This is a genomic window from Acidovorax sp. HMWF018, assembly GCF_003061035.1.
Lineage (GTDB): Bacteria > Pseudomonadota > Gammaproteobacteria > Burkholderiales > Burkholderiaceae_C > Acidovorax > Acidovorax delafieldii.
This window is the reverse complement of sequence record NZ_QAIM01000595.1, coordinates 17866-29950: the sequence shown is the minus strand read 5'-3', so window position 1 is coordinate 29950 and position 12085 is coordinate 17866. Positions and strand designations below refer to the sequence as shown.

General features: G+C 61.4%; 8 protein-coding genes and 4 tRNA genes. 10 read left to right on the top strand and 2 right to left on the bottom strand.

Going from position 1 to position 12085, the window contains the following annotated elements; all coding sequences use genetic code 11:
* From DBR23_RS31795 to DBR23_RS25390, 10 genes are all read left to right on the top strand, one after another.
* Positions 1-587: efflux RND transporter periplasmic adaptor subunit (locus DBR23_RS31795; RefSeq protein WP_233250742.1), on the top strand; the 587-nt coding region annotated here is incomplete at its 5' end.
* Between the two features lie 8 nt (positions 588-595).
* The gene (locus DBR23_RS25430) at positions 596-3778 is read left to right on the top strand and encodes an efflux RND transporter permease subunit (protein ID WP_108499947.1); all 3183 of its coding nucleotides are present in this window, start codon (positions 596-598) and stop codon (positions 3776-3778) included.
* Positions 3779-3868: 90 nt separating this feature from the next.
* Positions 3869-3955, top strand: a tRNA-Leu gene (locus tag DBR23_RS25425).
* 75 nt (positions 3956-4030) lie between these two features.
* Positions 4031-5344 (top strand): trigger factor, encoded by a 1314-nt coding sequence (gene tig / locus DBR23_RS25420; RefSeq protein ID WP_056064489.1) that lies wholly within the window; start codon positions 4031-4033, stop codon positions 5342-5344.
* A 134-nt stretch (positions 5345-5478) separates the two neighbouring features.
* On the top strand, positions 5479-6087 hold the full coding sequence (clpP, locus tag DBR23_RS25415; RefSeq protein WP_015014885.1) for an ATP-dependent Clp endopeptidase proteolytic subunit ClpP: 609 nt from the start codon (positions 5479-5481) through the stop codon (positions 6085-6087).
* Between the two features lie 102 nt (positions 6088-6189).
* Positions 6190-7455, top strand: a complete 1266-nt coding sequence (gene clpX, locus DBR23_RS25410; RefSeq protein WP_056064485.1) for an ATP-dependent Clp protease ATP-binding subunit ClpX — start codon at positions 6190-6192, stop codon at positions 7453-7455.
* A 126-nt stretch (positions 7456-7581) separates the two neighbouring features.
* A complete protein-coding gene (lon, locus tag DBR23_RS25405) occupies positions 7582-10020 on the top strand; it encodes an endopeptidase La (RefSeq protein WP_056064482.1) in 2439 nt (812 codons plus the stop codon).
* An 85-nt stretch (positions 10021-10105) separates the two neighbouring features.
* Positions 10106-10181: transfer RNA gene (locus DBR23_RS25400), tRNA-Gly, on the top strand.
* Between the two features lie 58 nt (positions 10182-10239).
* A tRNA-Cys gene (locus DBR23_RS25395) sits at positions 10240-10313 on the top strand.
* Between the two features lie 181 nt (positions 10314-10494).
* Positions 10495-10570, top strand: a tRNA-Gly gene (locus tag DBR23_RS25390).
* A gap of 688 nt (positions 10571-11258) precedes the next feature.
* On the opposite strand, the gene DBR23_RS25385 is transcribed toward DBR23_RS25390, so the two are convergent.
* The gene (locus DBR23_RS25385; protein ID WP_056581693.1) at positions 11259-11501 is read right to left on the bottom strand and encodes a DUF2274 domain-containing protein; all 243 of its coding nucleotides are present in this window, start codon (positions 11499-11501) and stop codon (positions 11259-11261) included.
* The coding region (locus DBR23_RS31790; RefSeq protein WP_233250741.1) for a TrbI/VirB10 family protein at positions 11498-12085 on the bottom strand (588 nt) is incomplete at its 5' end. The genes DBR23_RS31790 and DBR23_RS25385, both read right to left, overlap by 4 nt.

The following is a 12085-nucleotide window of genomic DNA, read 5'->3' as shown; positions in this document are numbered from 1 at the left end:
ACGTGGTGTTTGCTGTGCCCGAGGACAAGGTGGCGCAGATCACGACGGGCTCCGAGGTGGCTGTGCGCGGCTGGTCTGGCGGCGCGACCCTGACGGGCCGCGTGCGCGAAGTGGCTGCCAGCGCCGACGCTGCGACCCGTACCTTCCAGGTCAAGGTGGCCATTGACGCTGCGGACGCCCCAGCGCTGGGCGCCACCGTGTACGCCACGCCCAAGGCACTGAGCCATGCCGGCATTGCCGCCATCAAGCTGCCCACCAGCGCGCTGCGGCAGGAGGGCCAGTCCACCGCCGTGTGGGTGTACGACCCCGCGACCAGCACCGTCAAGTCGCAGGTGGTGCAGATCGCCACGGCCGACGGCAACGATGCCGTGGTGGCAGGGGGCCTGACCCCCGGCATGCAGGTGGTGGCTACCGGCGTGCATGTGCTGTCTCCCGGCCAAAAAGTGACGGTATACCAGCCAAAAGTGGCCCAGGCGCCAGTGAATAAAGCACAGACAGCTCCTGAATCTGTAGCAATTCCGGCGGTGCCATCGGCTCCTGCAACCGCTGCTGCACCCGCCACCGCCACGGCCTCTGCCGCCAACTGAGGCCCGCCATGACGCAAATCCAACCCAAAGAGGGGTTCAACCTCTCCAAATGGGCGCTCGACCATCCCGCGCTCACCCGCTACCTCATGGTGGTGCTGATGCTGCTGGGCTTTGCGGCCTACTTCCAGCTGGGGCAGGACGAGGACCCGCCGTTCACCTTCCGTGCCATGGTGGTGCGCACCTACTGGCCCGGTGCCACGGCCCAGCAGATGGCCGAGCAGGTCACCGACAAGATCGAGCGCACGCTGCAGGAAGTGCCGTACGCCGACAAGATCCGCAGCTACTCCAAGCCCGGCGAGTCGCAGATCATTTTCCAGATCAAGGACTCCTCCAAGCCCGGCGACGTGGCCAACGTCTGGTACAGCGTGCGCAAGAAGGTGGGCGACATGCGCTACACCTTGCCGCAGGGCATCCAGGGTCCGTTCTTCAATGACGACTTTGGGGATGTGTACGGCGTGATCTACGCGCTGGAATCCGAGGGCTTCAGCTACGCCGAGCTCAAGCAGTTTGCCGATGACGCGCGTCAGCAGCTGCTGCGCGTGCCCGATGTGGCGAAGGTCGAGCTGTTTGGCGTGCAGGACGAAAAGCTCTTCATCGAGATCTCGCAAAAGCGCCTGTCGCAACTGGGCCTGGACATGAACCAGGTGCTGGCCCAGCTGGGCCAGCAGAACGCAGTGGAAAGCGCGGGCACCATCCAGACCCCGCAAGACCAGGTGCAGGTGCGCGTGCAAGGCCAGTTCAACGCCATCGAGGACCTACGCGCGATGCCGATCCGTGGCCCCTCCGGCGCGCAACTGCGCCTGGGCGATATTGCCGAAGTGCAGCGCGGCTATGTGGACCCACCGGGCGTGAAGGTGCGCCACCAGGGGCGCGAGGTGATTGCGCTGGGCGTCTCCATGTCCAAGGGCGGCGACATCATTGCGCTGGGCAAGGCCCTGCACACCACCACGGACCGCATCGCTGGCACGTTGCCGGCGGGCGTGAAACTGGTCAACGTGCAAGACCAGCCCAAGGCGGTGTCCACCTCGGTGAACGAGTTTGTCAAGGTGCTGATCGAGGCCGTGGTCATCGTGCTGGCGGTGAGCTTCATCAGCCTGGGCGTCCACAAGCGGCCCGGCAACAACCCGCTGTGGAAGCGCTGGTACATCGACCCCCGCCCGGGGCTGGTGGTGGGCATCACGATCCCACTGGTGCTGGCCGTCACGTTCCTGGCCATGTGGTACTGGGGCATCGGGCTGCACAAGATTTCGCTGGGCTCGCTCATCATCGCGCTGGGCCTGCTGGTGGACGACGCCATCATTGCGGTGGAGATGATGGTGCTCAAGCTCGAAGAGGGCTATGACAAGGTGCGCGCCGCCACCTTTGCCTACGAGATCACGGCCATGCCCATGCTCACGGGCACGCTGATCACGGCGGCGGGCTTTTTGCCCATCGGCCTGGCCAAGTCCACCACGGGTGAATACACCTTTGCCATCTTTGCCGTGACGGTGATTGCGCTGGTGCTCAGCTGGTTCGTGTCGGTCTACTTCGTTCCTTACCTCGGCACGCTGCTGCTCAAGGTGCCGCCTCACGTCTTGGCCGCTCAGGCCAACAAGGGCATCACGGACGACCCGCACGAGGTCTTTGACAGCCCGTTCTACCGCAGCTTCCGCCGTCTGGTGGACTGGTGCGTGCAGCACCGCTGGCTGACCATTGGCGCCACGGTGCTGACTTTTGCGCTGGGCATCGTCGGCATGGGCAAGGTGCAGCAGCAGTTCTTCCCGGATTCCAGCCGGCCTGAGATTCTGGTGGACATCTGGTTCCCCGAAGGCACGTCGTTCGCAGGCAACGAGGCCGTCACCAAGCGCGTGGAGCAGCGCCTGCTGTCCGAGCCAGGCGTGAACACGGTGAGCACCTGGGTAGGCTCTGGCGTGCCGCGTTTTTATCTGCCGCTCGATCAGGTGTTCCCGCAGAGCAACGTGTCGCAGTTCATCGTGGTGCCCCAAGACCTGAAGGTGCGCGAATCGCTGCGTGTGAAGCTGCCTGCGCTGCTGGCGCAGGAGTTCCCGGAAGTGCGCGGGCGCGTCAAGCTGCTGCCCAACGGGCCGCCCGTGCCTTATCCCGTTCAGTTCCGCGTGGTGGGACCCGATCCGCTGGTGCTGCGCGAGCGTGCGGACGAGGTCAAGGCCCAGCTGCGCCAGAACTCCAACATGCGCGGGGTGAACGACAACTGGAACGAGTCCGTGAAGGTGCTGCGCCTGGAAGTCGACCAGGCCAAGGCACGCGCCCTGGGCGTGACCAGCCAGTCCATCGCACAGGCGTCCAAGACCATTCTGTCGGGCACGCAGGTCGGCCAGTACCGCGAGGGCGACAAGCTCATCGACATCCTGCTGCGCCAGCCACTGGATGAGCGAAACGCCATCACCGACATTGCCAACGCCTATCTGCCCACGGCCTCGGGCAAGTCGATCCCGCTCACGCAGATCGCCAAGCCCGTGTTCACCTGGGAGCCCGGCGTGATGTGGCGCGAAAACCGCGACTACGCCATCACCGTGCAAGGCGACGTGACCGAGGGCCTGCAGGGCGCCACGGTGACGGCGGCGCTGCTGCCATCCCTCAAGGAGATTGAGGCCAAGTGGCGGTCGGCGGGCCAGACGGGCTACCGCATCGAGGTGGCGGGCGCCGTGGAGGAAAGCTCCAAGGGCTCGGCGTCCATCGCGGCGGGTCTTCCCATCATGCTGTTCATCACCTTCACGCTGCTCATGCTGCAACTGCACAGCTTCAGCCGTGCCATGCTGGTGTTCCTGACCGGGCCGCTGGGGCTGGCGGGTGTGGCGGCGGCGCTGTTGCTGCTCAATCGTCCCTTTGGTTTTGTGGCGCTGCTGGGGGTGATCGCGCTCATGGGCATGATCCAGCGCAATTCGGTGATCCTGATCGATCAGATCGAGCAGGACCGCGCCCGTGGCGTGCCCGCCTGGGATGCCATTGTGGAATCCGCCGTACGCCGTTTGCGCCCCATCGTGCTTACCGCCGCTGCCGCCGTGCTGGCCATGATCCCGCTGTCGCGCAGCGTGTTCTGGGGCCCGATGGCTGTTGCCATCATGGGCGGGCTGGTGGTGGCCACGGTGCTGACGCTGCTGGCACTGCCTGCAATGTATGCGGCCTGGTTCCGTGTCAAACGACCTGCGCCAGAGGTTCCTGGTGCTGCTTGACCGACAGGGCGTCCGCATCAGGTAAAATAGAAGGTTGACCGATTTCACACAGGCGGCAGCCGAGGTTGCCGCCTGTTTGTTTGTAGAACCGCGCGGGTGGCGAAATTGGTAGACGCACCAGGTTTAGGTCCTGACGCCAGCAATGGTGTGGGGGTTCGAGTCCCCCCCCGCGCACCACCCATGTGAGACTTTGCGGAACACGGCGCTGCTGCGCTGCAGCCAGCACGATCCACATTCATAAGAGGAATAGCCATGGCCGTTACTGTTGAAACCCTTGAGAAGCTCGAGCGCAAGATCACGCTGAGCGTGCCCGTCACCCTGATCCAGTCCGAAGTGGACACGCGCCTCAAGCGCCTGGCCCGCACGGTCAAGATGGACGGTTTCCGTCCCGGCAAGGTGCCCATGAATGTGGTGGCCCAGCGTTATGGCTACTCGGTGCAGTACGAAGTGCTGAACGACAAGGTGGGTGAGGCCTTTGCCGTGGCTGCGAATGAAGCCAACCTGCGTGTTGCTGGCCAGCCCCGCATCACTGAAAAGGAAGGCGCTCCCGAAGGCCAGGTGACTTTTGACGCCATCTTCGAAGTGTTCCCCGAAGTCAAGATTGCTGACCTGTCTGACGCCGAAGTTGAAAAACTGTCGTCCGAAGTGACCGACAGCGCCATCGACAAGACCATCGACATCCTGCGCAAGCAGCGCCGTAGCTTCGCCCAGCGCGCCATTGACGCCGCTGCGCAAGACGGTGACCGCGTGACCGTGGACTTCGAAGGCAAGATCGACGGCGAACCCTTTGACGGCGGCAAAGCCGAAGACTTCCAGTTCCTGGTCGGCGAAGGCCAGATGCTCAAGGAGTTCGAAGACGCGGTGCGTGGCATGAAGTCCGGCGAAAGCAAGACTTTCCCCTTGGCGTTCCCCGCCGAGTACCATGGCAAGGATGTCGCTGGCAAGACCGCCGACTTCCTGGTGACGATCAAGAAGATCGAAGCGGCCCACCTGCCCGAAGTGAATGATGCTCTGGCCAAGTCGCTGGGCATTGCCGACGGTTCCGTGGATGGCCTGCGCGCCGACATCAAGAAGAACCTGGAGCGCGAAGTCAAGTTCCGCTTGCTGGCCCGCAACAAGGCTGCCGTGATGGACGCCCTGGTGTCCAAGGCTGAGTTGGACCTGCCCAATTCCAGCATCCAGGCTGAAATCGCCCGCCTGATGGAAGGCGCCCGCGCTGAACTCAAGCAACGCGGCATCAAGGACGCCGACAAGGCCGAGATCCCTGAAGACGTGTTCCGTCCCCAGGCAGAGCGCCGTGTGCGCCTGGGCCTGGTGCTGGCCGAGTTGGTGCGCGCCAATGAGCTGCAGGCCAAGCCCGAGCAGCTCAAGGCCCACATCGACGAGCTGGCCGCCAGCTACGAGAAGCCCGAAGACGTGGTGCGTTGGTACTTCGGCGACCGCCAGCGTCTGGCTGAAGTCGAAGCCGTTGTCATCGAAAACAACGTGACCGAATTCGTGCTGTCCAAGGCCAAGGTGGTCGAAAAGGCCATTTCCTTCGACGACCTGATGGCGCAGCAGGGCTGATAGGCACTCGGGCCGGGTGGTCTGCCTCGTGCAACTGCCCGGTTCTGGTTGTCAAGACACACCAGGGGCTTGTGCTTTCGTGCACAAGCCCCAATTCATTTCTGGGTACAGTACCTGCTTGACTGGAGAAATACATGAGCGCATTGGAAACACAAGGCCTGGGCATGGTCCCCATGGTCATCGAGCAGTCGGGCCGTGGCGAACGGTCCTATGACATCTACTCGCGCCTGCTCAAGGAGCGCGTGATTTTTCTGGTGGGCCCGGTCAATGACCAGACCGCCAACCTGGTGGTGGCACAGCTGCTGTTCCTGGAAAGTGAAAACCCGGACAAGGACATCTCGTTCTACATCAACTCGCCCGGTGGTTCGGTGAGCGCCGGTATGGCGATTTTTGACACCATGAACTTCATCAAGCCCGATGTCTCGACCCTTTGCACGGGCATGGCGGCCAGCATGGGTGCGTTCCTGCTGGCGGCGGGCGCCAAGGGCAAGCGTTTTGCGCTGCCCAACTCCAAGGTCATGATCCATCAGCCATTGGGCGGCATGCAGGGCCAAGCCACCGAGATCGAGATCCACGCCCGCGAGATCCTCAAGACCCGCGAGCAGCTCAACAAGATCCTTGCTGAGCGCACCGGACAGCCGCTGGAGAAGATCCAGCGCGACACTGAGCGTGACTATTTCCTCTCGGCCGACGAGGCCAAGGACTATGGTTTGGTCGATCAAGTGATCAGCCAACGCGCCTGATCGCCCGAGGGCGACGAAGCGGCGTTTTCCCGAGGGGAAGACGCCGTTTTTTATTTGGTTATCATCCCGACAACTTTCCGAAACAAGCAAGGCATTGCCCCCATGGCCGAGAAAAAAGGCTCTTCCAGCGAAAAAACCCTTTACTGCTCTTTTTGCGGCAAAAGCCAGCATGAAGTGAAGAAGCTGATCGCCGGTCCGTCGGTCTTTATCTGCGACGAGTGCATTGACCTGTGCAACGAGATCATCCGCGACGAACTGCCTGCTGGGGACTTGGCGCGCGAAGGCCGCAGTGACCTGCCCACGCCGGTCGAGATCAAGGCCAATCTGGACAACTATGTGATTGGCCAGGATGTTGCCAAGCGCACGCTGGCGGTGGCGGTGTACAACCACTACAAGCGCCTGCGCCATAAGGACAAGGCCCACAAGGACGATGTGGAGCTGTCCAAAAGCAACATCCTGCTGATCGGCCCTACTGGTTCGGGCAAGACATTGCTGGCGCAGACCCTGGCACGCATGCTGGATGTTCCCTTTGTGATGGCCGACGCCACCACGCTGACCGAAGCCGGCTATGTGGGCGAGGACGTGGAAAACATCGTCCAGAAGCTGCTTCAAAGTTGCAACTACGAAGTCGAGCGCGCCCAACGCGGTATTGTCTATATCGATGAAATCGACAAGATTTCGCGCAAATCCGACAACCCCAGCATCACGCGCGACGTGTCGGGCGAGGGCGTGCAGCAGGCGCTGCTCAAGCTCATCGAGGGCACCATGGCCAGCGTGCCGCCCCAGGGCGGGCGCAAGCACCCGAACCAGGACTTCCTGCAGATCGACACAACCAACATCCTGTTCATCTGCGGTGGCGCGTTTGCAGGGCTGGAAAAGGTCATCGAGAACCGGACCGAGGCCTCAGGCATCGGCTTTGGCGCATCGGTCAAAAGCAAGAAGCAGCGCTCGCTGACCGAAGTGTTCACCGAGATCGAGCCCGAAGACCTGATCAAGTTCGGGCTGATTCCTGAACTGGTGGGCCGTATGCCTGTGGTGACTGCCTTGGCTGAACTGAGTGAAGATGCGTTGGTGCAGATCCTGACCGAGCCGAAGAACGCGCTGGTCAAGCAGTACAGCAAGCTCCTGGCCATGGAAGGCGTGGACTTGGAAATTCGCCCCGCTGCCCTGAAAGCCATTGCCCGCAAGGCGCTGGCCCGCAAGACGGGCGCGCGAGGTCTGCGTTCCATCCTGGAGCAATCGCTGATCGGCACGATGTTCGACCTGCCCAATACCAGCAACGTCGAAAAGGTGGTGGTGGACGAGTCCACCATCGAAGAAAACAAGCCGCCGCTGCTCGTGTACCGCGAAGCGGCCAAGAAGGCCTGAGAAGACCGGAGCGGGCGCCATGTTGTCGCCCTTTGAACCATCAACCCTTGCGCCAGTACGGCTGCGTGCAAGGGTTGAAAATCCCCACATGTGGACCCACTTCCACAGAGCACTTTGAGGATTTCCATGTCCGGACATACCCCCCTGCCAGCCACCCCTATTGACCTGCCGCTGTTGCCTTTGCGCGATGTGGTGGTGTTCCCTCACATGGTGATCCCGCTTTTTGTGGGCCGCCCCAAGAGCATCAAGGCCCTTGAGATGGCCATGGAGGCTGATCGCCGCATCATGCTGGTGGCCCAAAAAGCTGCCGCCAAGGATGAGCCCTCGGTGGCCGACATGTTCGATGTGGGCTGTGTCTCCACCATCTTGCAGATGCTCAAGCTGCCCGACGGCACCGTGAAGGTGCTGGTGGAAGGCCAGCAGCGTGCTCTGGTGGCTTCCATTGAAGATGCCGAGACGCATTTCATGGCCACCGTGACACCGGTGGAGGCGACTCCCGACGCCAATAAGCCCAGCGAAATCGAGGCCCTGCGTCGCGCAGTGATGCAGCAGTTTGACCAGTACGTCAAACTCAACAAGAAGATCCCGCCCGAGATCCTGACTTCCATCTCCAGCATTGACGATCCAGGTCGACTGGCAGACACCATTGCTGCACACCTGCCTCTCAAGCTCGAGAACAAGCAGGTGGTGCTGGATCTTTCGGATGTAAAGGCGCGCCTCGAAAACCTGTTCGAGCAGCTCGATCGCGAAGTGGACATCCTGAACGTCGACAAAAAGATCCGTGGCCGCGTGAAGCGCCAGATGGAGAAGAACCAGCGCGACTTCTATCTGAACGAGCAAGTCAAGGCCATCCAGAAGGAACTGGGTGAGGGCGACGAAGGCGCCGACATCGAGGAGATCGAGAAAAAGATCAAGCTCGCCAAGATGCCGGCCGAGGCACGCAAGAAGGCTGACGCCGAACTCAAGAAGCTCAAGCTGATGTCGCCCATGTCGGCCGAGGCGACAGTGGTGCGCAACTACATCGACGTGCTCACCGCGCTGCCTTGGAGCAAGAAGACCAAGATCAAGCACGACCTTGTGAATGCCGAGGGCGTCCTCAACGAAGACCATTACGGCCTCGACAAGGTCAAGGACCGCATCCTTGAATACCTCGCGGTACAGCAGCGCGTTGACAAGGTGAAAGCGCCCATCCTGTGCTTGGTGGGCCCTCCTGGCGTAGGCAAGACCTCGCTGGGGCAATCGATCGCCAAGGCCACTGGTCGCAAGTACGTGCGCATGGCCCTGGGCGGCATGCGCGACGAGGCCGAGATCCGCGGGCATCGCCGCACCTACATCGGTGCGCTGCCAGGCAAGGTGCTGCAGAGCCTGTCGAAGGTGGGCACGCGCAATCCGCTGTTCCTGCTGGACGAGATCGACAAGCTGGGTACTGACTTCCGGGGCGATCCGTCGAGCGCTCTGTTGGAGGTGCTGGACCCCGAGCAGAACCACACCTTTGGCGACCACTACGTCGAGGTGGACTTCGACCTGAGCGATGTGATGTTCGTCGCCACATCGAATTCGATGAACATTCCGCCGGCACTGCTCGACCGCATGGAAGTGATTCGCCTGTCGGGCTACACCGAAGACGAGAAAACCAGCATCGCCATGAAGTACTTGCTGCCCAAGCAGCTCAAGAACAATGGTGTGAAGGACGAAGAACTGCTCATCACCGAGCCTGCAGTGCGCGACATGGTGCGTTACTACACCCGTGAAGCGGGTGTGCGTTCGCTCGAGCGCGAGCTGTCCAAAATTTGCCGTAAGGTGGTCAAGGGCCTGCAGCTCAAGAAACTGGAGCCGCAGGTGGTGGTCACGGCTGACAACCTGCCGGACTTTTTGGGCGTGCGCAAGTACACCTATGGCCGTGCGGAGCTGCAAAACCAGGTGGGGCAGGTAGTAGGCCTGGCCTGGACCGAGGTGGGTGGAGATCTGTTGACCATCGAGGCGGCCATCATGCCGGGCAAGGGTGTGATTACGCGCACGGGTTCGCTGGGTGATGTGATGAAGGAGTCCGTGGAGGCTGCCCGTACGGTGGTACGCAGCCGCGCGCGCATGCTGGGTATCAAGGATGAAACGTTCGAAAAGCGCGACATCCACATTCACGTGCCAGACGGTGCTACCCCCAAGGACGGCCCCAGCGCGGGGGCTGCGATGACTACCGCGTTTGTTTCTGCGCTCACGGGTATCCCTGTGCGCGGCGATGTGGCCATGACAGGCGAGATCACGCTGCGTGGCGAGGTGACGGCCATTGGTGGCCTTAAGGAAAAGCTGCTGGCCGCATTGCGCGGTGGCATCAAGACCGTGCTGATCCCTGAAGAGAACGTGAAGGACCTCGCCGAAATTCCGGACAACGTGAAGAGCGGCCTGGAGATCGTGCCCGTGCGGTGGATCGACAAGGTGCTGGAAGTGGCGCTGGAGAGCAAGCCCGTGCCGCTGACGGATGAAGAGGTTGCAGTGGCTGCTGCGGTGCCTGTGTCGACGGACAAGGCAGCGGTGTCGTCCGCCACGGCCGATGGATTGAAACATTGACGCAATTTTTTTGGGAACTCCCAAAAAATGCGCTACAATTCATTCCATCGCAGCAAACGTTGTACAATGTAAGGCTTCGGTAAATGCGGGAATAGCTCAGTTGGTAGAGCGCAACCTTGCCAAGGTTGAGGTCGAGAGTTCGAGACTCTTTTCCCGCTCCAATTTCCACAAAAAGGGAAGCAGTTGCTTCCCTTTTTTGTCAGAGGAATGAGAGTTCCTGGCGCGGTAGCAAAGCGGTTATGCCCCGGATTGCAAATCCGGTTAGTCCGGTTCGACTCCGGACCGCGCCTCCAGATATGGTCTGCAGCAGTGAAGCGATCAAAGCCTCTGGGCCGAGACGCTCGCAGGGATCGTGTCGATGGATGGTAGTTGGATGTAAATTTTTTGGCTTGCAATCGAATACGGCCAAAAATAGTTATATAATTTGAGGCTTGCTGATAAGCACTAACGGAAGCGTTAGAGAAATCAGAAAATGCGGGAATAGCTCAGTTGGTAGAGCGCAACCTTGCCAAGGTTGAGGTCGAGAGTTCGAGACTCTTTTCCCGCTCCATATTTGAAAAGGGAAGCTTAGGCTTCCCTTTTTTCTTGGTGGTTCGGAGCGTGCTGTTGTCAAACAGCGGTCCCGACCAGAGATGCGACAGGGCATTGCGCGCACGCGCTGCCCGGGTTACGCTGCAACGCAGGTATGCGCTCAGCAGCCGGCGCCCCGATGGTGAAATTGGTAGACACTGCGGACTTAAAATCTGTTTTGTCAAGTCCTTCTTGCTTGCGCCAACGGGCCAGAAGGCCAATAGTGACAACGGTTTGCGAGCGTCCATGATGCAGCTTCATAGCTTGGCTTGACGGTCAGGAGCCAGCTAGGCGCCAGTAGATGGAGGTAGGTGTTTCCAGCGCATTGCACGCTACGCCCGAGTGGTGAAATCGGTAGACACAAGGGACTTGAACAATTTGAGCCTTCGGGGGGAAACGCCCGGAGTGAAGCCCGTCAAAATCGGCGAAAGCCCTGGATGCTTCTGCACCCGAGCCAACGCCGAGCCAAGCCCAAGCAACAGTTTGGGAAGGTGTAGAGAGCAGACGGCGGGCACCTACGGCCGCAAGGCTATGGTGAAGGCGTGCTCCAGACCACGAACAGCGCATGCGCGTTGGCGGCGAAAGTCGAAGTGGTAAGAAAATCCCTCGACCTTACGGTCATGCCGGTTCGATTCCGGCCTCGGGCACCAATCTAGAGCCGCCCCTGTTCACGCAGGGGCGGCTTTTCCGTTCTTGGGCTGCGTGCGCTTGAAGCCTCGATCCCCAGCCATGAATGCCTCCAGCATGTGCGGGATCAGCGTCGCGGCATCGACCGCTTCGCCATACGACTGCGCGTGCAGCGCGGCATAGCGGTCGAGGTCGGCTTTCAGGCTGGCCGGGCACGCGAATGTCAGCTTGACGCTCTCGGTCTTGGGCAGCGGCCCGAGCCGCAGCTTCTTGGTCGTGCTCATTGCGAAGCTCCCCGGTTGAAGAACAGCGGCTGATAGGGCCGCAGCACGAGATCCCGGTTAACGATGACTCGCACCGGCAAGCCGGGGCGCGCCGTCAACGTCGGCTGTATGTTCATGTTGCGCCGGGTGATCTCCTGGCCGACCTGGTTGATGCTGTCCTGGGCGCTGTCACGGCCGGCGATGACGATGCGGTTGCCGTTCTGGCGGTTATCAGGCGCGGCCAGCTCGGCGCCGACGCCCAGCAGCGTCGTCAGCACAGCGCCCGCGACGATGCGATTCCAATGCCAGTTCACATCGTCTTCCAGGCCGGCGTAACCGGCCGGGTCGGTGCCGACAAGGTTGTCGAGCGTGAGCGAGGACGTGTCGGGCAGGATGATCCGGTTCCACACTACCTGTACGCGGCTCTGCCCGTAGCTGACCTGGCTGTTGTAGCGCCCGAGGATGCGCGATCCCTGCGGGATCAGCAGGAACTTGCCTGTGGCCGTGTCAAAGACCGGCTCTGTCACCGTGGCGATCACGTCGCCCGGCAAGTCTGATTTGATGCCCGTGACCAAGGCGCCAGCGATCACCGTTCCGGCCATCAC